The 19,635-nt window shown below is 50.5% G+C and carries 18 protein-coding genes; 14 read left to right on the plus strand and 4 right to left on the minus strand.

Going from position 1 to position 19,635, the window contains the following annotated elements; genetic code table 11:
- Positions 1-6 precede the first annotated feature (6 nt).
- The 3 genes from Q4491_RS07885 (at position 7) to Q4491_RS07895 (ending at position 3,949) form a co-directional block, all read left to right on the plus strand.
- A complete protein-coding gene (locus tag Q4491_RS07885) occupies positions 7-1,065 on the plus strand; it encodes an HlyD family secretion protein (protein ID WP_303456184.1) in 1,059 nt (352 codons plus the stop codon).
- A 12-nt stretch (positions 1,066-1,077) separates the two neighbouring features.
- Positions 1,078-2,118 carry a DUF2955 domain-containing protein gene (locus Q4491_RS07890; RefSeq protein ID WP_303456187.1) on the plus strand — a complete coding sequence of 347 codons (1,041 nt, stop codon included), beginning with the start codon at positions 1,078-1,080 and terminating at the stop codon, positions 2,116-2,118.
- A gap of 214 nt (positions 2,119-2,332) precedes the next feature.
- A complete protein-coding gene (locus Q4491_RS07895) occupies positions 2,333-3,949 on the plus strand; it encodes a methyl-accepting chemotaxis protein (protein WP_303456189.1) in 1,617 nt (538 codons plus the stop codon).
- Positions 3,950-4,000: 51 nt separating this feature from the next.
- On the opposite strand, the gene Q4491_RS07900 is transcribed toward Q4491_RS07895, so the two are convergent.
- Together Q4491_RS07900 and Q4491_RS07905 are read right to left on the minus strand one after the other, a co-directional pair.
- On the minus strand, positions 4,001-5,590 hold the full coding sequence (locus tag Q4491_RS07900; protein WP_303456191.1) for a cyclic diguanylate phosphodiesterase: 1,590 nt from the start codon (positions 5,588-5,590) through the stop codon (positions 4,001-4,003).
- A 213-nt stretch (positions 5,591-5,803) separates the two neighbouring features.
- The gene (locus Q4491_RS07905; RefSeq protein WP_303456194.1) at positions 5,804-7,261 is read right to left on the minus strand and encodes a diguanylate cyclase; all 1,458 of its coding nucleotides are present in this window, start codon (positions 7,259-7,261) and stop codon (positions 5,804-5,806) included.
- Positions 7,262-7,632: 371 nt separating this feature from the next.
- Between Q4491_RS07905 and Q4491_RS07910 the strand changes: the two genes are divergently transcribed.
- The 4 genes from Q4491_RS07910 to Q4491_RS07925 all read left to right on the plus strand — a co-directional run bounded on the left by Q4491_RS07910 (position 7,633) and on the right by Q4491_RS07925 (position 11,461).
- Positions 7,633-8,151 carry a GNAT family N-acetyltransferase gene (locus Q4491_RS07910; protein WP_303456196.1) on the plus strand — a complete coding sequence of 173 codons (519 nt, stop codon included), beginning with the start codon at positions 7,633-7,635 and terminating at the stop codon, positions 8,149-8,151.
- A 43-nt stretch (positions 8,152-8,194) separates the two neighbouring features.
- The gene (locus tag Q4491_RS07915) at positions 8,195-8,785 is read left to right on the plus strand and encodes a GNAT family N-acetyltransferase (RefSeq protein WP_303456198.1); all 591 of its coding nucleotides are present in this window, start codon (positions 8,195-8,197) and stop codon (positions 8,783-8,785) included.
- A 172-nt stretch (positions 8,786-8,957) separates the two neighbouring features.
- A complete protein-coding gene (locus Q4491_RS07920) occupies positions 8,958-11,297 on the plus strand; it encodes a membrane-bound PQQ-dependent dehydrogenase, glucose/quinate/shikimate family (protein ID WP_303456200.1) in 2,340 nt (779 codons plus the stop codon).
- Positions 11,298-11,305: 8 nt separating this feature from the next.
- Entirely contained in the window at positions 11,306-11,461 is a 156-nt protein-coding gene (locus Q4491_RS07925) for a hypothetical protein (protein ID WP_192015002.1), read from the plus strand.
- Here Q4491_RS07925 and Q4491_RS07930 read toward each other — a convergent pair.
- Complete coding sequence (locus tag Q4491_RS07930) at positions 11,458-12,141, minus strand: hypothetical protein (RefSeq protein ID WP_303456202.1); 684 nt, start codon at positions 12,139-12,141, stop codon at positions 11,458-11,460. The genes Q4491_RS07925 and Q4491_RS07930 overlap by 4 nt on opposite strands.
- Positions 12,142-12,525: 384 nt before the next feature.
- Between Q4491_RS07930 and Q4491_RS07935 the strand changes: the two genes are divergently transcribed.
- From Q4491_RS07935 to Q4491_RS07955, 5 genes are all read left to right on the plus strand, one after another.
- The gene (locus tag Q4491_RS07935) at positions 12,526-13,044 is read left to right on the plus strand and encodes a GAF domain-containing protein (protein WP_303456204.1); all 519 of its coding nucleotides are present in this window, start codon (positions 12,526-12,528) and stop codon (positions 13,042-13,044) included.
- 19 nt (positions 13,045-13,063) lie between these two features.
- Positions 13,064-14,011: an alpha/beta hydrolase gene (locus Q4491_RS07940; RefSeq protein ID WP_303456206.1), complete on the plus strand. Its 948-nt coding sequence runs from the start codon at positions 13,064-13,066 to the stop codon at positions 14,009-14,011.
- 40 nt (positions 14,012-14,051) lie between these two features.
- Complete coding sequence (locus tag Q4491_RS07945) at positions 14,052-14,486, plus strand: DUF2214 family protein (protein WP_192015006.1); 435 nt, start codon at positions 14,052-14,054, stop codon at positions 14,484-14,486.
- Positions 14,487-14,662: 176 nt separating this feature from the next.
- The gene (locus Q4491_RS07950) at positions 14,663-16,033 is read left to right on the plus strand and encodes a glutamine synthetase family protein (RefSeq protein WP_303456209.1); all 1,371 of its coding nucleotides are present in this window, start codon (positions 14,663-14,665) and stop codon (positions 16,031-16,033) included.
- A 31-nt stretch (positions 16,034-16,064) separates the two neighbouring features.
- Positions 16,065-16,787 (plus strand): gamma-glutamyl-gamma-aminobutyrate hydrolase family protein, encoded by a 723-nt coding sequence (locus Q4491_RS07955; protein WP_303456211.1) that lies wholly within the window; start codon positions 16,065-16,067, stop codon positions 16,785-16,787.
- Between the two features lie 83 nt (positions 16,788-16,870).
- Here Q4491_RS07955 and Q4491_RS07960 read toward each other — a convergent pair whose 3' ends face one another.
- Complete coding sequence (locus Q4491_RS07960) at positions 16,871-18,067, minus strand: MFS transporter (RefSeq protein WP_303456213.1); 1,197 nt, start codon at positions 18,065-18,067, stop codon at positions 16,871-16,873.
- 155 nt (positions 18,068-18,222) lie between these two features.
- On the opposite strand from Q4491_RS07960, the gene Q4491_RS07965 reads away from it, so the two are divergent.
- Positions 18,223-18,783 (plus strand): TetR/AcrR family transcriptional regulator, encoded by a 561-nt coding sequence (locus Q4491_RS07965; RefSeq protein ID WP_303456215.1) that lies wholly within the window; start codon positions 18,223-18,225, stop codon positions 18,781-18,783.
- A gap of 196 nt (positions 18,784-18,979) precedes the next feature.
- Entirely contained in the window at positions 18,980-19,591 is a 612-nt protein-coding gene (locus Q4491_RS07970) for a TetR/AcrR family transcriptional regulator (RefSeq protein WP_192015016.1), read from the plus strand.
- The last annotated feature ends 44 nt before the right edge of the window (positions 19,592-19,635 follow it).

Genomic DNA, 19,635 nt, shown 5'->3' on the forward strand with positions numbered 1-19,635 from the left:
ACTTCTATGACACCTGATCAAAAGTTTGCCCGCTGGATTAAATACGCCTGTTTCGCATTTGTGTTGGTCTTTGCCTATTTTTTGATGGCCGACTTGGCTATGCCTTTGACCCCACAAGCGATGGCGACACGGGTTGTTACCAAAGTCGCTCCCAGAGTGAATGGCCCGATCACCGAAATACATGTGCATAATAATCAGGCCGTCCATCAGGGCGACGTGTTGTTTGTTATCGATCCGGCCCCGTATAAGCTGGCCGTCGAACAAGCGCGTCTGAATCTGGAAAAAGTGATCCAGAATAACAGCCAGCTGGATGCCTCTATCCTGGCCGCAAAGGCAGAAGTCGCGGCGAATGAAGCCATTTTGCAACAAAAAACACGCGAAGCGCAGCGACTGAGCACACTGTTTCATCGCAACGGGACATCACAACAACTGCGTGATGATGCTCAGAGTGCTGCCATCGCAGCCAAAGCGAATTTGTCTGCCTCGAAAGCGCGCTTAAAAGAGCAGGAAGTCAGCCGGGGCGAAATCAGCGATAAAAACCTGAGCATTCGTGTGGCGAAAAATCAGCTACAACAGGCAGAACTGAATCTGTCTTATACCCGTGTAGAAGCCAAACGTGACGGCGTAATTACCAATCTCCAGCTGGAGCAAGGCGCTTACGCGGCAGCCGGTAATCCGCTGGTGGCACTGGTATCAACGGATGTCGATATCATTGCCGATTTCCGGGAAAAGAGCCTGCGACATTTCAGTAACGATAGTCAGGCGCTGGTTGCTTTCGACAGTCAGCCAGGGCAGGTCTTTAGTGCACATATCAGCAGTTTGGATGCGGGTGTCAGTGCCGGACAGTTTGATGCGAATGGCCGTCTTGCCACGCCTACAGAGTCTAACCGATGGGTGCGGGATGCCCAGCGAATGCGTCTTCATCTGAACATTGATGGGGAATCGCCGCAACAGTTACCCGCAGGTGCGCGTGCGACGGTACAGCTGGTTCCGGACAGTGGCCTGTTCGCCTGGATGGCTCATGCTCAGATTAAGTTCCTTAGTGCGCTGCACTACATCTACTAAGCCGGAGGTGCCATGAAGTTATGGGATCATCCGATGTCGGAAAACGATGTCCGCCAGTGCCTGAGAATTGCAACCGGTGCCACGCTCGGCTTTACGATCAGTAAAATTTTCGGCTGGAACTACGGCGTTTTTTTTACTGTTACCCCCATGCTGTTGCTGGGAATGGTGCCTGTGATGAGTGCGCATGCCGCGCGTCAGCTGCTGGCTGCGGCGATAGTGTGCGGGTTGGAAGTGGGGATACTAGGCGGATTCTTTGGCGGACATCCGGGCATGATGACCCTGATTGCTTTCGTGCTTTTTCTGTACAAATTTGCCTGTATGTCCAAAGGAACACTCTTTCTGTTCGGGGCGAACAGCGTGCTCAGCCTGAGCATTATGCTGCACTTTGCCAGTTACCCGAGTTCAGATTTGAATGATCTTATCTTCAGCAACCTGCTGGCCAATGTGCTGTCGGTGGTGATTGCTTACCTGATGACGTTTTTGATCCCTGATGCCGAACCTCGTCAGCCACCTGCACGTCCCAGTGAACCGAAGGCTTCTCACCGAATGCGCCATGAAGCACTGATGGGCGCCAGTATTGCAACACTGTCGTTTCTGGTTTTTCAGATCTTTGATCTGAATGACTCGATGTCAGCGCAGGCGACCACCTTGTTACTGCTTTTTCCTATGCACTGGAATGGCGCTTTGGGTTATGCCCGTAAACGGGCGATGGGCACTATCATGGGAGTCGCCTTTGGTATGGCAGGGCAGTTGTTATTGTACGACTGGTCCGGAATGCTGGTATTGATCATTCCATTGCTGTGGATAGGCGCTATGTTGTTCAGCTATATGCATGTTAAGGAATCCAGCGGCTCAGGCGCCGGCTTTGGCGGACTGACAACCCTTGGCATTTTATACGGGCAATACCTGACCCCGGGTAATGATCTGGTGTTCAGTGCTCTTTACCGGGTCAGCAGTATCTTCTTCGCCATAGTTGCCACCTTACTGGTGACATACCTGATCCACCGTTTTCTGAACAGCTTCGAGGCGACACGATTCAGCCCGGCTCAGTAGCCGGGGCTTGTGTTGCACTGAGGTTGATATCGACAGATTTCCATATAGTCAGTAATAGGACATTGAGCGAGTTGTATATGATGTGTATCACATATCATTAGGTTAAATACCTGTCAGACATAGAGTTTCAACTTTCTTTGATTTCAGATAACTCTTCCCCGGATTCCCTGCTGCAAAATACGTGCTTTGTTGCTTATTTTGGCAGGGACATCACGTGAAACTTGGAAATATATCAATAAAAATAAAGCTGCAACTGCTGGTGGCAATAGCCGCCGGGATTATTGTATCTGTCTGTATTTATAATCTGGCGCAGCAGCGCAGCGCTTCATTCAGCGAGCGTGAAGATAAGCTGCGCGCACAAGTTGAAACCGCGCAAAGTATCATTCAGTTTTTTGCCGCTCAGACGGCAGATTTAGGTGCAGAGCAGGCGAAAAATATGGCACTGCAGGCCATTGAGCAGCTCAGGTATGATGGTGATAACTATTTCTGGATTACCAACCCAAGGCAACAAGTCATCATCCACCCGTTAAAGCCGGAATTGGACGGCGCTGATGCTTCTGCGATCCGCGATGGTTCTGGCAAGTATCACTGGCGTGAAATGGCGAGTATCGCGTCGGCAACAGGCCAGGGGTTTCTGGATTATACCTGGCGGGCACCGGATGGTCGGCTGCACGAAAAAATATCTTATGTGATGTATTTTCCTGAGTGGGACTGGATAGTCGGCTCGGGCGTACTGGTGTCGGATATAGACGATGTCTTCTACAGTGATCTGGCGAAGGCATCGGTTTTTGCTGCCGCTGCGGTGATCATTCTGGCATTGTTCGGGTACTTGCTGGCACACGATATTGTCACACCGCTCACTGCGCTGGTCGAAAAAGTTCATGTGATTGCAGACGGTGATCTGAAAGTCAGGCTGAATAAAAAGCGTAAGGATGAAATTGGTGAAATGGGGCGGGAAGTCGACCGCATGCTGGATAAACTGCAGGCGGCACTCAAAGTGGCCAGTCAGTCTGCGGAGCAATCACGTGAAATGGCTGGCCGAATTGCCAGTGCCAGTGAAGAGACGGCAACCAGCGTCGAATCTCAGCACGTACAGCTTGAGCAACTGTCGGCGGCGATGAATGAAATGTCGGCAACCATTAACGATGTCGCCCAAAATGCAGAAAGTACCTCCGAGGCCACTGTTAACGTTGCTGAGCAGGCTTCGCAAAGTAGTGTCAGCATGAAAGCCACCAGCGATAATATTCAGTCGGTGGCTGAAAACATCACCCAGGCAGACAGCTTCGTCAATGAGCTGTTACAGGGGGTAAAGGATATTCATGCTGTGGTGAACGTGATTCAGGATGTCTCGGAGCAGACCAATCTGCTGGCATTGAATGCCGCCATTGAAGCGGCCAGAGCCGGTGAGATGGGACGCGGATTTGCCGTGGTTGCCGATGAAGTCAGAAATCTTGCCAGTCGCACTCAGCAGTCGACATCAGAGGTCAAGGCCAGTATCGACAGACTGACCAGTATTGCTGAGCAATCGAGCAAAACCATGCAATCGAGTCATTTTCAGGCGGCAAGCTGTGTCGATGTTGCGCTGGAAACCCGGATCACCTTTGAAAATATGGTGTCAGACTTGAACCAAACCACTGACAGAGTGGTGCTGATAGCGGCCGCGGCGGAACAACAAGGCATAGTCGCCAATGAAATGAATGAAAATGTCAGCAGCATTCACCTGTCTGCTAACGTGATGAAAGAATCATCCATGAACCTTGCTCAGGAAAGTCAGGCAATGGCGCAAGTCTCTGAATTACTTAACCAGCACCTGGCCTATTTTAAGGTGTAGTGTTTACTTGATGATAATAAACAGCAGGGAGTTTGCTCCCTGCTTGATTCGTTAGCCATTCAGTGAAAGATCAGCGGATAAGCGTGCCTGTCTGTCGCTTTGCTGCTGCATTTTCTCTATGAAAACCGCTGGAGGAATGGGTTTATCGTAGAAATAGCCCTGGAAAAACTGAATGTTGCGCAGCTTGAGATAGGCTTCCTGTGTCGCGTTTTCCACCCCTTCTGCAACGACATCTATGTTCAGTCTGTTGGCCAGATCAACCACGTTATCTACGATATGGCTCGGCATGTCTACGGAACCAATCAGGTGGGTAAAGCTCTTATCAATTTTAATAATGTCGATGTTGAACTGGTTGATATACGCCAGCGATGAATGACCGGTGCCGAAATCATCCAGCGCAATTTGAACCCCCAGGTTATGCAGCTTCTCAAACAGGAGGGCAGCATTCCCTGTATCTTCAATGAACTCCCGCTCTGTCAGTTCAGCGACCAGTTTTACCTTTCCTTCCGGAAAGGCAGACATGAAACTCAGGCAGTCATTATAGAAAAGCAGATCATTACACTGGCCTGGGCTGATATTAATGGCCAGGTGAAAGCCGTCGGGCAGATAGTGTTGATTCTGAAGTAAATAAGATTTCACGCTGGTCAGCATCTGAGTCGTCATGATTGTAATCAGGCCGGTGTCCTCTGCCAGAGGGATAAATAAGTCTGGCATGATGAACCCCTGGTTCGGGTGGTGCCAACGCATTAATATTTCCGCACCGCAAATCCTGCCTTGATGGTTCACTATAGGTTGCAGGTAAGGCAGAAACTCATTGTCTTCTACGGCCCGCCGTAATTCCTCTTGGGGTGAGCGCGGGCGCTTGAGCTGGCGGTAGCCATTGATGCTGATGATAATGGCAATGATGATGCACAGATATATGGGAATGTATAAATGCGACAGCATGTAATCCAGATACATTTGCTGGCTTATCCGAGATGAAATGGTGAACTCATCATCCCGGGAATTCAGGGCGATTAATGTGCCGTTTTTTGTCTCAGAGTAAAAAGTGTTGTATGTCACTCTCTGCTGGTTATTTAACGTAATTGTTAACGGAATTTTCTGTCCAATAGTCTTGAGTGTTTTTTTTATATAATGGACATCAATACTTGCGATTGCATACCTGTCACCAGCTTTTGAGCTGAGAAAAAGAATGTTTTCATTTGGATTGAAATAATTATGCGTGGCCAGAAACAGCCGGTTGTCGATTGAGATGTGGGTGTTAGCATTCTTTTTCAATGTCCTGCTGAACAGTGATGAACAGTAAACGTAATCATCTTTGACTAAGTTAATGGTGCGAATATTAGGGCTGAGCACGGAAATGCGCTTTAGCTCTTCCGCGGTTGCAGGGGTACAGGCGGCACCGAGCAATGGAGTAGCCTTATTAACAGCAATATGGGCTTCATCCATGGTGTTTTGCAGAAGCGCACTCGCAATGTTGGATTTTTCGTTTACAAGGCTTTCCAGACTCCCCCTGGCATGTAGGTAAATACCGCCCAAGCCGAAAGCTAAGACGCTGAGTCCCAGTAACACTGCCAGCAGAAAATGTTTATACCGAATGGCAAAACGAATAATGAACCAGCTTTTACAGGTTAAAGTCATGTGAATACTAATAAAGGAGAAGTAAGCATGGTTACTCCGTGATTGTTATGTTTTTTGCACTTATTATGACTTTCATTAATACGGCAGCGCGAATGCTACAGTATTCTGGTTGTATTTTAAACACTGGTCACATTTTTATTGTATCGGTTGTTGATATACATCAATGAACAGGGTGCTTTTACAGTTGAACCTTTCGGGTGCAGCGAAGTACGGTCAGACTTTTTCAGCGGAAATCTGCTGTTGCGCCAATGCAAACTGACACTGATTTTTGCCATTTTTCTTCGCGCAGTACATGGCCTGGTCAGCATGTTTCAGCAGAGATTCGCGGGTCGTGCCGTGTGACGGATACATTGACACGCCTATACTGACGCCGAGATGGAGTGGGTTATCTGTCAGCATGAAAGGACGGCTGAACATGGTGAGTATTTTGTCTGCCAGCATTGTGGTTGTATCCGTCGATGCGATATTTTCCAGTATCAGTATAAATTCATCGCCACCAATTCTGGCCACTGTATCGGTTTCTCTCAGTGAGTTTACCAGTCTGATCGATACGGCTTTCAGCAGTTTGTCTCCGGCATCATGCCCGAAGGTATCATTCACGTCTTTAAATCCGTCCAGATCGACAAACATTAAAGCCATATTGGTATTGCTGCGTTGGCAACGCAGGATGGCACTGTCAATTTTTTCCTGAGCGTAGCGAAGGGTGGGCAGATTGGTCAGCGCATCGTGATTGGCCATGTGTCTCAGCCTTGCTTCAGTCTGGCTGTGTTTTTTGATCTCATCCTGCAATCGGGTTATCCAGAATCCAAGCACAAGAATGATCACCAGTGAGACTGCAGACCAGCGATAAATATCTGTGAAATTATGACGTTCTGTAATAGTGAACTGTGTCCATTTTCGGGAAATCTCTCGGTGTTCTTCAGGGGTAATAGATTGCACTGCCATGTTCAGTAACCTTAGCAACTCGGGCTTATCCAGCCTGACCCCGACAGCAACAGGCAGCGAAAAGTCGAGCTTGGCAATGATCTTTTTACGAAAGACATCTTCTTTCAGTTCATCTATCAGTGAATCTAACGGGGCAACAAAGGCGTACACTTCCCCGGCATTTAACAGGTGCATGGCTTGCAAAGGGGTGGCGGCATAGACTTGCTGAATCTCCGGGTGGGTGTGTTGCAATCTGGTCATTACAGCGGTGTGTTTTGGCCCGGCAATGGATTGTCCGGCCAGTTCATCCAACGAGGTCAGCATGGGTTTATCAGCCTTGGCAACCAGCACGTTGTGAATCTGATAGTAAGGTGAGGTAAACGACAGGTATTTTTCCCGCTCTGGGGTTTGGCTGATAGCCGGAATAAAATCGCAGTGGCCGAGTTGCAGGGCGGTTAAGGACTCACTCCAACTGCTCGTGAAATAGGGATGAAAAGTGACGCCCAGATAACGCTCAATAAGGTGCAGATAATCGGCAAAAATGCCTTTGTGCTGCTCTTGCTCCTGGTAATCGTACGGACGCCAGGCAGGATTGAAGCAATAGGACACTTTCTGTGAAATCAGTTCAGTTGCCCATGGTTCGTGATCTGCCAAAGGTTGTCTCAATGGATCCTGATGAGAGGCATACGTGATTACCGGTGCAAATCCTGCCAACAATACAAAAAGCTTGAGAAACTGATTTCTCATTGCTCCTCCCTGAGAACGGCAATCCATACCACTGTTTTAGAGAAAATGAATGTAACGATTTGTTTGATTTTTGACCAGCCTCCCACAAGTCTAATTCAGTGAAAAAAATAAGCAGGTTGAAATGACAAAAAATTAATCTTCTGCACAAAGTTTGATTCTTAACGCTTATTGATTAACAGGTAAATTCAGAGAGATCATCGCATTAAGTGAAATAGGCATTGTATTGAAAGAGTGAATTTCATTAATGAATATTTTTGTGCAACCTGGTTTTATGCAGTCGCGTTTTGTGCATCTGGGTTTTTGTGCGTCTGTGTTTCTGGTGTAAGGTAGCGGGCTGATGAAAAAGCTGACGAATAATGACTGGAGTAAGCATGATAATCAGAAAAGTGGCATTAAATGATGCTGAAAGGCTGGTGGCTTTGTTTCATTTGCTCGATACAGAGACAGATTTCATGCTGTTTGAACCCGGAGAGCGTCAGCTGACGATAGAGCAGCAAAGAGAGCAATTGCCGGAATGGGTGGATTCCAATCAGCAAACGATGTTCGTTGCAGAAAACGAGGCTGGAGAAGTGATCGGCTTTATTGTCGGGGTGGGCGGCAAAATGAACCGTATCAGGCATTCTCTTTACTGCGCCATTGGCATTCAAAAAAGTGCTCAGGGTAAGGGTGTCGGCCGGCAACTGATGGCGTCTTTAGAAACGTGGGCATGTCATCATGCTTTTCACCGTATTGAGCTGACGGTGATGGCACATAATGCACCAGCTCGTCATCTATACAAGGCTGCCGGATTTGACGAAGAAGGGATCAAGCGAGACGCCATGCGAGTGAATGGTAAGTATGTGGATGAAATTTATATGGCTAAGTTGCTGAACGCGAGTTCACAGCAGTGATCACATGGCTGTGATCGCCAAACAAAACCCAGGTAGATAACCAATGATTGAAAAATTAAAGAGAGACATTTGTCAGTTGCAGACCGAAAGACTCATCATCCGGCAATGGAAAGAAGATGACAACGTACCGTTTGCTGCCATGTGTGCAGACCCGAATGTGATGAGGTATTTCCCCGCAACCCTGAGTGAAGATGAAAGCGTTCAGCTTGCACACAAAGCGACATCATTGATTCAGAAAAACGGGTGGGGTTTTTGGGCAGTAGAAAGAAAGGATACCGGTCAGTTTATTGGCCTTGCGGGTTTGCATTATCAGGACCTTGATATACCCGATACCCCCTTTATTGAAATTGGCTGGCGACTGGCCGCCGATCAATGGGGGAAAGGGTTCGCACCTGAAGCAGCACAACGTGCTTTGAGTTATGCGTTTGATGAGCTGCAGGCACCTGCTGTTTATGCGTTTACTACCTTAGCCAATCAGCCTTCCCGGCGTGTGATGCAGAAGCTGGGCATGTCGGATTGTCAGAAAAACTTTATGCATCCTAAATTGCCGCATGATCACTCACTGGCTGAACATTGTTTGTACCGGATAACACGGCAAGAGTGGCTGATGTTGAATACGCCAGACAGACTGTGAATGTACCTGCCTTGCCTGGCAGTATTGAGCGATATTTTCTTAGTCACATCTGATTGAATTTCAGTACTTCTTTTCCACATAGTCTACGCTTTTTTAGGTACGGTCAGCTTGTCAGTGACCCGTTATGTTTACCGTCCGAATTGGCCGAATAACACTAAGAAGGAAGAGGCGCATGGGATTCATCGCATTTCTGTATTTCCTCATCGGGCTGGTGCTGTTTGGAGGAGGTCTGTGGCTGATCTCTCTGGGGGGGAGCTGGTATTTTGCCATCGCTGGCGTGGTGTTTTTGCTGGTTGCAGCCAAAATCAGAACCAAGCGGGGTAACGCGCAGATCCTGTACGGTTTATTTTTGCTGGCATCGTTGATCTGGTCATTGTGGGAGTCTGGTTATGACTGGTGGCCACTGGCCAGCAGGATGGGATTACTGCTGGTTTTAGGTATACCGCTGCTGTTTTCTTTCCGTCTGATGGGGCGAACCAGAATCAGCCGTCTGACCGCGTACTGGTGGTTAGTCGCGCTGGTGACGCTGGGCAGCATGTTTAACGACACCCACAAGCTGGAAGGTCAGTTAAACACATCCACTATTGTCCAGACACCGAAGCTGGGGCAGGTACCTGAAGGGGATTGGTACAGCTACGGCCGCAGCAATTTTGGGCAGCGTTACTCGCCGCTGGAGGCTATTACTCCGCAGAATGTGGGTAAGTTAGAGCAAGCCTGGCAGTACCAAACCGATGATGTGAAAAGAAAAGGGGATATCGGGGAATTTACTTATGAGGCTACGCCGCTGAAAATCGGCAATACCTTGTATTTGTGCACACCCCACAACTGGCTGGTGGCACTGGATGCCGACAGCGGCCAGCAGCGCTGGGTGTATAACGCGAAAGTCGGCGAGGACAACCAGCGCCAGCACCAGACTTGCCGCGGGGTGTCTTATCTCGCGCCTCAGGCAGGTGAACCGGCCATGATTTCGCAGCCCGGTTCCGGTGCGGCGGAAACATTAGCCAGTGTTGATTGCGATGCGCAGATCTTTTTGCCGACCTCAAATGCCAGGCTGATTGCGCTGGATCCGGCCACCGGTGCACGCTGTAAAAATTTCGCTGAAGACGGAGTGCTGGACTTACTGCACAATATGCCCTTCCCCAAATCCGGTTATTATTATTCCACCTCTCCGCCTGTGGTGGCGAAAGGGGTCGTGGTCGTGGCCGGTTCCGTCAATGACAACTATGACATCAACTCGCCATCCGGTGTTATCCGTGCCTACGATGTCAAAACCGGAGCCTTGAAGTGGAATTGGGATTCGGCCAATCCAACCGATACCCAGCCGATTGCCAAAGATAAACTGTATGCGACCAGTTCGCCGAACAGTTGGTCTGTCGCCAGTGCAGACGAAGCGCTGGGCTTGATATATATCCCTATGGGCAACCGAACCCCGGATCAGCTGGGCATGTTCCGCACCCCGGAGGAAGAAAAATACGCTTCTTCGGTCGTGGCATTGCGCCTGGATAATGGTCAGCCAGTCTGGGTACAGCAGTTTGTTCATCATGATTTGTGGGACATGGATACCCCCGCGCAACCGAGCCTGTTAGATATTCAGACCGACAGTGGTCTGCTGCCTGGGCTGGTTGTGCCGACGAAACAAGGCGATGTCTATGTACTGAACCGGGCGACTGGCGAGCCGATCCATCCGATTACCGAAGTGGCAGCACCTCAGGAAACAATAGATGGCGATTTTGCCTCTCCGACCCAGCCTGAATCAGCACTGAATTTTAATCCGCCGCCGCTGGAAGAGAAAGACATGTGGGGCGCTACGCTGATTGATCAGCTCTACTGCCGTATTCAGTTTCGCCAGCTGCGTTATGAAGGCCGCTATACCCCGCCATCAGAACAGGGAACTATCGTCTTTCCCGGTAATTTCGGTGTCTTTAACTGGGGCGGGATCGCCGTGGATCCAGAGCGGCAGGTGATGTTCGGTATGCCGCTTTATCTGGCTTTTACTTCTACCTTAATTAAGAAAGACAGCAGTGCGTCACTGGGTGAGGTCAACGTAGGGGAACATGGTGTGAATGCCAACCAAGGTGCTGATTACGCCGTGAGCCTCAAACCTTTCTTATCACCGCTGGGCGTGCCTTGTCAGCAACCGCCCTGGGGTTATGTGGCCGGTGCTGATCTGAGTCAGGGCAACGTTGTTTACAAGCACAGAAACGGGACAATTCGCGATCTGACTCCCTTGCCGCTGCCCATCGAAATGGGCGTCCCCGGCATAGGCGGGCCGATCATTACCAAAGGCGGCGTTGTCTTTATGGCAGCCGCAGTCGATAACTATCTGCGTGCTTATGATCTCAGCGACGGTGAAGAAATATGGAAAGCCCGCCTGCCTGCCGGCGGACAAGCCACACCTATGACTTACCTCAATAGCCAGGGCGAGCAGATGGTGGTGATTGTGGCCGGGGGACATGGCTCAATCGGCACAACGCTTGGGGACTATATTGTTGCCTTTAAGCTGAAAAAATAGCCTGAGCCATGATGTCTTTGGTGGTGACTGGCACGGAATTCTTCGGTGCTCTGGCGGCATTCAGTGCCAGTCTGTTTTGCGGCGCGGCTTGCTATATCAGCCTTGTTGAGCATCCCGCCAGACTGGAATGCGGTGCGGAACTGGCGGCGACTGAATTGAGCTAGCCGGTAGAGACCACTTCCCACGTACCGTCCGGCAGTTTGCAGGCGGTGCCGACAGCGGTTTCTGTTGTCTCGTTCACTGTGACCAATTGCTGAAACTCTCTGCAATAGCGGCCACTGGTGGTTGTACCTTCCCGCGTTGCTTTCACCGAGCCAGAAGCGGCGCCGTCCTGCCATTGTACAGTGCGGCCCACTGGTGATGTGGTAGCCGTTATCTGCGCTTGTTCATGACGCCGTTGCTGGTGTTCATTGAGCTGGTTTAGCAGTTCGAAGTGAATAGCGGTGAAACCCAGCCAGTTGATGGCTTCCTGATTCGTTCGATATTGTCCGTAGCCATCATACCAACTGCCGTAAGGTCGGGTGACCCGAATGCTGTTAACCACAAAGTAACGATCCGGTGGGACTGCAGCATTGCTCTTGTTCTGTTTGGCCAGATAGTCGTCGATGTCAACATAGTGACGGCTGTCCATCACGCCATTTTTTAATTCTTCTCTGGTGATTCGCCCTGTGCGCTTTTCGATATTCACCTGTGGTGAGTAGATGGGTTGCTGGCCGCTGAGCAGCGCCAGTTTCTTGCCGGCTGAAAATGCAGTATCGGTGGCGTGAGCGCCGGACGCCGCTAAAATCAGGGAGGACAGCAGTAAGGATGAGCCTGACAACATAAGAGAGACTGTTCGATGCATTGTCGAGTACTCCATATCTAAGGGCTGTACATTGAGTAACCAAATGCCTCCTGCCTGTTATGTCTATACTCCCTTACGCCTTCAGTATAGGCAGCCTATTCATAGGCTTGTGGATTCCATGTCCTGGGTCTAAAAATCGATACATCTTCAGGCAGAATGGTCAGCAAAGGCTATCCTTGACGATATCAGTGACAATGAACTCTGATGCTTCCGGTGGTAAATGCTCTCTGTTCATGCATTAATAATTTATGCATAACGAGTTGCTTATCTGTCTTTACGCAGGTTGTCTGTTTTTACGCAGACAATACGTTGTTCTGACTCAGTACGGTTGAGTTATTAGCCATATCCACTGTGTCTGATGCAGCGAACAAAACAAGGGAATGTATGCACACTGAATATTCTGAAAGCGAAAATGTGATTCGCCGTTTAAATGAAATTGCCCAGCTTTACGATAAAGGCTTTGATGCCCAGATGAATGCGCTCATTCAGCTGGGACTGGAGCGCTTCAATCTGGACATCGGTATCCTGGCGCAGGTGGAAGGTGATACTTACACCATACGCCATTGTATTTGCCCGGAACACATGCCTCTTATGCCCGGCAATCAATTTGAATTTGGTATGACGTACTGCGCAGTCACTTGCGAATCAAACGGTGTCGTTGCCGTTGAGCATGTCGGTAACAGCGATATACTGGGGAGCCATCCAGCCTACCGGCACTTTGGGCTTGAATCCTATATTGCTATTCCTATCCATGTGGGTGGAGTGACCTGGGGAACACTGAACTTTTCCAGTCCGGCCCCTTATCCCCGCACATTCAAAGACATAGATACCGATACTCTGCAACTGATGGCGAGCTGGATAGAAACCGAGCTGGTACGGCGAATGCAGGAAAATGAACGGTAAGGAGTCCGTCGGCTAAGTCATGGTAAAACTGGATAATGGATTGAAAATCTGGCTGGATGCCTACAATCAGGGGCTGGCGCAACTGATGCAATCTGGCTACGTTGCCACGGTTGAAGCCGTACGGGACGGACTGTCGACCCTGACGGCAACTTGTGTGACTGATTCGCCCCACATAGCCAGAGTACTCGACACCTGTGTCACTGAGCACACACAGGTTGTTCCTGTCCGTATTTATCATCCAGCACCTGACAGGCCGTTGCCTGTTATTGTTTTTCTGCACGGCGGTGGCCACATGGCAGGCAGTGTGGCTGTGTACGATGCTATCTGCCGGAAACTGTCAAAAGCCACGCAACACATAGTGGTGTCGATTGATTACCGTTTGGCGCCCGAGTGGCCCTATCCCAACGGATTATCGGATGCCCGCATTGTTATCGGTCAACTCTGGCCTTTGCTTGAACAGCATCAGTTAGCGTATTTACCGACACTGTCACTGGTGGGGGATTCAGGGGGCGGCGCGATGGCGGCCACACTGAGTGCTGACTATCAGGACCATCCCGACGTTAGCATAGATAATCAGGTGCTGATTTATCCCAGCCTGGATTACACCATGAGCCAGCCTTCGGTCACCGCAAACGGCAAAGGGCTGTTTCTCCAGCAGGATAAAATGCAGTGGTATTTTGATCATTATTTTCAGCATGGCGAGGACAGGCAGGCCGCTTCCCCGTTGTTTATGGCTAAGAGCGCCCAGCTGCCCCGAACGCTGATGATCACGGCTGAATTCTGCCCCTTAAGGGACGAAGGTGTGGCTTATGTACAGCAATTGTCAGCGCTGGGAATCCCTACCGAACATTTTCATCTTGATGACATGATCCACGCGTACCTTAATCTTGAATCGTTAGTGCCGATTCAGTGTCGCGCCACCTATCAGAAAATTGCAGATTTTTTAACAACATCGGGCGATAATTAACTCTTTGCACCTTTGTTACTTTGCACAATAAGGACCCTGTATGTTCGAAATCGTGATCCGCTATTTCCACTTTATCGGTATTTTTGCACTCTTCTCCGTGCTGGTGGTCGAGCATATGTTGATCAAACGTCGCCTGACAGCTGAGGAAATGCATCGTCTGGCAAGGCTGGATGCTGTCTATGGCATTTCAGCCGTTGTTGTGCTTTTGGCCGGGCTGGCAATGTGGTTTCTGGTGGGCAAACCTGCCGATTTTTACACCGCGAATCCGGTCTTTCATGCCAAAGTGACCTTGTTTTTGATAGTGGCTGCTTTGTCGGTTTTTCCAACTGTTTTCTTTTACAGACACAGACGCACAACCCGCGAAACCATTCCGGTGCCGCCTGCCATTGTTATTCTTATCCGTCTGGAGTTATTACTGCTGCTTGTGATTCCCTTATTGGCTGTACTGATGGCTAGAGGTGTCGGGCTTGGCTGATGCTTGCGGGATACAGCCTGACGACAGCGCGCGACGCGCCGATATTGATCCAGATCTCCCTCTTAAAACTGCCTGAAACTCAGTATGTTGCAAAATCGCATCTAAGCTTAATGTAAGAGCGAACTGTAGCTGTTGTGCGGTGCTGCTCTGCGGGTTGAGCAAAAGGGGTGAGGCTGATGATGGAAGCGCGAGCAGTAAAATCCGTGGCCGATGCAAAAGCGATTGTCGAAGAGCGTGGCCTGACCCATGTTAAGGTCGGCCTGTTCGATAATGACGGCATCATGCGCGGCAAATATATGTCCAAAGCCAAGTTTTTTGCATCACTGGAGAAGGGTTTTTCTTTTTGCGACGTGGTGCTGGGCTGGGATGCGAAAGATCAGCTCTATGACAATACCCGGTATACGGGCTGGCATACCGGGTATCCGGATGCCCCCGTGCGAATCTTGCCGCATACCTGCCGTAATGTGCTGGACGAAGAGGGCATGCTGCTCTTTATTGCTGAATTTACCGGTGTGGCTGAAGCTGTGTGTCCACGCGGGGTGTTACGCCGAGTGTTGGCAAAAGCGGAGGCGCTGGGGTTCGAGGTTCAGGCCGCGCTGGAATATGAATTCTTTTTATTTCGCGAAACACCGCATTCTGCACGGGAGAAAGGCTTCCGCAATCTGCAAACTGTCACGCCGGACTGGTTTGGCTATTCCATGATCCGCAACTCGGTATACAGCGAGCTGTATCACGACATTCTGGCGATGGGCCAGATTATGGATTTCCCCATTGAGGGTATTCATTCAGAAACCGGACCGGGTGTGATTGAAGCAGCGATTACTGTTGATCAGGCGGAAGCGGCAGCAGACAAAGCCGCGCTGTTCAAAACCTACATGAAAGTGCTGGCGCAGCGCCGGAATTTGCTGGCAACCTTCATGGCGAAATGGTCCATGGACTATCCCGGCCAAAGCGGCCACATCCATATTTCCCTCCAGCATAAAAACGGTCAATCTGCTTTTTATGGTGCCAGCCAAACTCATGGCATGAGCACAATCCAACGGCAGTTTCTGGCGGGCCAGCAACGTTTGATGCCCGAATTCTTGTGCATGATTGCCCCAACGATCAACAGTTATACCCGTATGGTGCCCGGCTTCTGGGCGCCGACGCACGCGACATGGGGCATTGAAAACCGCACAACGGCGCTGCGGGTAATACCGGGGAACGAGACATCCCAGCGCATCGAATACCGGCTTGGCGCAGCAGATGCCAACCCTTACCTGGCACTGGCGGCGGCTGTAGCGTCAGGCTTGTACGGCATCATGAATCAATGGCAGCCATTGGATGCGGTAACTGGTAATGCCTATGATCAGCCACAGCCTGCCGAACTGGCGCTGCCAGCCACGTTGTGGGAGGCCGCGCAGCGTTTCAGGGCCTCCGATGCGGCCCGTTCCCTGCTGGGAGAGGCGTTTGTAGAGCATTTTGCCGCAACTCGCGAGTGGGAAGAGCGCGAGTTCAGAAAGCAGGTAACAGACTGGGAGCTTGCCCGGTATTTCGAAATCATTTAAGTCGCGATGGTACAGACAGGGAGAGATGACAATGCGATTAGGTGTGCTCTTGTGTGATGATGTGGCGCCTGAGCTTCAGGCCACTCACGGTAACTATCGGGATATGTTTTCCGCTCTGTTTCATGAATATTCAAAACAAATCACTCTGGTGTTCTACCGTGTGATTGACGGTGAATACCCCAAAGATGTTGATGAGTGCGATGCTTATATTACCTCTGGTAGTCAATTCGGCGCTAATGACGGCTTTGTCTGGATCGGACACTTGATGGCATTCATTGAAAGGCTGTATGAAGAGAAAAAGCCCTTTGTGGGTATCTGTTTTGGTCATCAACTGATGGCAAAGGCGCTGGGTGGCGAAGTGGTGACATCCGGCAGAGGCTGGGGGCTAGGTGTCAACGGCTATGCGGTGAAGAAAAAAGCCGGCTGGATGAAAGGTGCCGGGCCAACAGTTTCTCTTGTGGTCAGCCATCAGGATCAGATCAGTCGGTTGCCTGCAGATGCCCGAGTACTGGCAGGCAGTGATTTCTGTCCTTTTGCCATGATCCAGATAAAGACTTACTTTCTGGGTATACAGGGACATCCTGAGTTCACGAAAGCTTATGTGAAAGATCTGATGACAGCCCGGCAGCAGATTTACGCCGCAGAAGCCTATGAAAAAGGTATCGACTCGCTATCGCAACCGGCGGATGACAAACGGGTGGTGTCCTGGATTGTCAGTTTTCTCGATACCGCTCTGGCTAAACGCCGGACATAAAGTCAGAGGAAAAAGAGCAAACTCAGAGTATGAGCCTGCTCTTTTTTCCCGATATATGCCAACGCGTCTCTTCCCGTTACCGGTCAGGCCGCTTGCAGTGCCATACGTTGTTGCAGTAAACGGTAACAATACACGCTTGCCAGCAGAACCCCGCCGCCCGCCACAATAGTGACGGCGAACCCGGCGCGAATCCCCATTTCATCAATCACCCAGCCAGTTAATGCTGCACCAGCGGCAATGCCTATGCCCAGTCCTGTGATCATCCAGGTAAACCCTTCTGTCAGCTTTGACTCAGGCACAATCTTTTCCACAAGGCCCATAGTCACAATCATGGTGGGTGCGAAGAAAATGCCCGCGACGAAAACGGAGACGGATAGCGTCAGTACATCGTATACCACCAGCAGCGGGAGTGTGGCTGTCGCAGTGGCGATGGAAGCCAGTAACAACTGTTTTGGCAGAGCGAGGTTCAGGCGTAGTGCGCCAAACACCAGACCAGAAATACAGGACCCCGCGGCGTAGGCCGACAGGACAAAACTGGCTGCCACAGGCACGCCTTGCTGCTTGGCAAACGCGACACTGAGCACATCCACCGTACCGACTATGGTGCCCAGAGCGATCAGAGTCAGCAGCAGCATTTTCATGGTGACAGGTTCAAGTGCAGATCCCTGCTGATGTTCAGTTTGCTCTGATACCGGCGGTTCGGTTCTTTTCTGCAAACTGAATAATGCTATGCCAACCGCCAGCATTAGCGCTGCCGCGAACGGCCCGGCGATGGGCGACACAGCCACGCTGAGACCGACGGCGATAGGAGGCCCAACGATGAAACAGACTTCATCCAGCACAGACTCCAGTGAGTAAGCGGTGTGCAGGGCAGGCTGGCCTTTGTAGATGTGTGTCCAGCGCGCTCTGACCATGGCGGGCATGCTGGGCATAAACCCGCCCAACGCCGCAAACAGAAACAGTGTCCAGTCAGGTGCAGCCAGATGAACGCAGGCTAAAAGCAGCAGCATACCCAGCACACTGATTGCCGTCGCAAAGGGCAAGATGCGGCCCTGACCATAGCGGTCTGTCAGGCGGGAAATCTGAGGAGCAATCAAGGCTGTTGAGAGTGTGAAGGTGGCAGCCACCGCACCAGCCAGCCAATAAGAACCATGAATCTGGGAAATCATAGTAATTATCCCGATGCCCGCCATTGAAATGGGCAGGCGGGCAATCAGCCCCGACAGGGAAAAAGCCAATGTTCCCGGGGCGTGAAACAGTTCCTTGTATGGGTTCGCCATGAATATCTCCAGTCAGTCATTAAGAATATGCCCATGCGCACTTATAGCGGATGGGATGCATAAGAAACTAATTGACATACGCGGTGTATGTCAACTATAAATGAACCTGTTTTCATATTTTCGGGGCCAAAACTAGCATGAACAGAGCAATCACGATGGAACAGACAAGGCTTGCCTTGCTGCAGCATGCCCGTACGCTGTTTGGTACCGTTGGCTTTGCCGACACCGTAATGGATGAGCTGACTGGCCGAGCGGGCTTGACCCGTGGTGCGTTGTATCATCACTTCGGCAGTAAGAAAGGCCTGTTTCTTGCCGTGTACCAACAGCTGGATCAGGAGATGGATAACAGACTGCAGGCGATATCAGCCAGCGCCCCGGACAGCTGGAGCGCTTTTTCAGGGCGCTGTCATGCCTACCTGAAGATGGCGACTGAGCCGGATATTCAGCGGATTATGATCAGGGACGCGTCATCGGTGCTCGAGAGCGAGCAGATCCAGGCTGTCCGTATGAGCTGCATTGAAGCGATTGCCGGGTTACTGGCGCAATTAATCGAGGACAAAATCATCCCCGACACCTCACCGGTTATGCTTGCCAGGCTGATCAACGGGGCATTGCTGGACACAGCGCGTTATATCGCAGGCAGCGAAGACAGTGTGATGGCATTGAGTGAAGCGGCACAATCGCTGGATCTCATGCTAAACGGCTTGAGGCGTTAAAGGAGTATCTGTTGTCTGCTCCCGTTGCCAGGTTACTTCCCGGTTGGGGCAGTAACTGGATGCAAAAAATTTGCAGCGCTGCAGAAAACAGAGAAACCACCGGAGATATCAGGCAAATACCTTTGTCAGACTTTGATTCGCGGGTCAGTTCGACTAGTATGAGGCGTTGCATCGGTTGGAGGGATGAAGTCAGGTTATGTCACGTATTCGAGAAAAAAATCAGGAAGTTATTATCAAGTTTGCGGGCCGCTTGTTTGCGGAGCAGGGTTTCGCGGCAACCAAAGTGGCCGATATTGCCAAGCTGGCCGACGTCCCAAAGCCGAACGTGTATTACTATTTCAAGACCAAAGAAAACCTCTATCGTGCAGTGCTGGAAAGTGTGACTCAGCCATTGCTGGAAGCCTCCAGCCCGATTGAGCAGCTGGATGATCCGGCTCAGGCACTCACCTCTTATATTCAGACCAAACTGCGGATTTCCCGTGATCACCCATTCGCCTCCAAAGTGTTCGCCAACGAAGTGATGTCGGGCGCACCTTATTTGCCGTCAGATATTGGCGATGAGCTGCTGGCCCAGTCAAGAATGATCATTACCAAGCTGGAACGCTGGATTGAGAAGGGGATGATGGCGCGAGTGTCGCCGCAGCATCTGATGTTTACTATCTGGGCATCGACCCAGACTTATGCCGATTTCAGCTGGCAGATTTGCAATGTACTGGAAAAAGAAGCACTGGATGATCAGGATTTTGCCGATGCTGCAGAATTTCTGACGCAACTGGTGATTCGCGGTTGTCAGATAAAATCAGCCTGATGCCGATAAACATCAAGTCGCCGAGACACTTGAATCGCCAATAC

The organism is Photobacterium sp. 2_MG-2023 (assembly GCF_030547675.1).
GTDB lineage: Bacteria > Pseudomonadota > Gammaproteobacteria > Enterobacterales > Vibrionaceae > Photobacterium > Photobacterium arenosum.

Coding starts and splice junctions, on each gene's coding strand:
- Q4491_RS07905 (WP_303456194.1), bottom strand. CDS start 7,261: ATGAGAAATCAGTTTCTCAAGCTTTTTGTATTGTTGGCAGGATTTGCA.
- Q4491_RS07970 (WP_192015016.1), top strand. CDS start 18,980: ATGTCACGTATTCGAGAAAAAAATCAGGAAGTTATTATCAAGTTTGCG.
- Q4491_RS07925 (WP_192015002.1), top strand. CDS start 11,306: ATGATGTCTTTGGTGGTGACTGGCACGGAATTCTTCGGTGCTCTGGCG.
- Q4491_RS07965 (WP_303456215.1), top strand. CDS start 18,223: ATGGAACAGACAAGGCTTGCCTTGCTGCAGCATGCCCGTACGCTGTTT.
- Q4491_RS07955 (WP_303456211.1), top strand. CDS start 16,065: ATGCGATTAGGTGTGCTCTTGTGTGATGATGTGGCGCCTGAGCTTCAG.
- Q4491_RS07920 (WP_303456200.1), top strand. CDS start 8,958: ATGGGATTCATCGCATTTCTGTATTTCCTCATCGGGCTGGTGCTGTTT.
- Q4491_RS07910 (WP_303456196.1), top strand. CDS start 7,633: ATGATAATCAGAAAAGTGGCATTAAATGATGCTGAAAGGCTGGTGGCT.
- Q4491_RS07885 (WP_303456184.1), top strand. CDS start 7: ATGACACCTGATCAAAAGTTTGCCCGCTGGATTAAATACGCCTGTTTC.
- Q4491_RS07960 (WP_303456213.1), bottom strand. CDS start 18,067: ATGGCGAACCCATACAAGGAACTGTTTCACGCCCCGGGAACATTGGCT.
- Q4491_RS07950 (WP_303456209.1), top strand. CDS start 14,663: ATGATGGAAGCGCGAGCAGTAAAATCCGTGGCCGATGCAAAAGCGATT.
- Q4491_RS07890 (WP_303456187.1), top strand. CDS start 1,078: ATGAAGTTATGGGATCATCCGATGTCGGAAAACGATGTCCGCCAGTGC.
- Q4491_RS07900 (WP_303456191.1), bottom strand. CDS start 5,590: ATGACTTTAACCTGTAAAAGCTGGTTCATTATTCGTTTTGCCATTCGG.
- Q4491_RS07940 (WP_303456206.1), top strand. CDS start 13,064: ATGGTAAAACTGGATAATGGATTGAAAATCTGGCTGGATGCCTACAAT.
- Q4491_RS07915 (WP_303456198.1), top strand. CDS start 8,195: ATGATTGAAAAATTAAAGAGAGACATTTGTCAGTTGCAGACCGAAAGA.
- Q4491_RS07945 (WP_192015006.1), top strand. CDS start 14,052: ATGTTCGAAATCGTGATCCGCTATTTCCACTTTATCGGTATTTTTGCA.
- Q4491_RS07935 (WP_303456204.1), top strand. CDS start 12,526: ATGCACACTGAATATTCTGAAAGCGAAAATGTGATTCGCCGTTTAAAT.
- Q4491_RS07930 (WP_303456202.1), bottom strand. CDS start 12,141: ATGCATCGAACAGTCTCTCTTATGTTGTCAGGCTCATCCTTACTGCTG.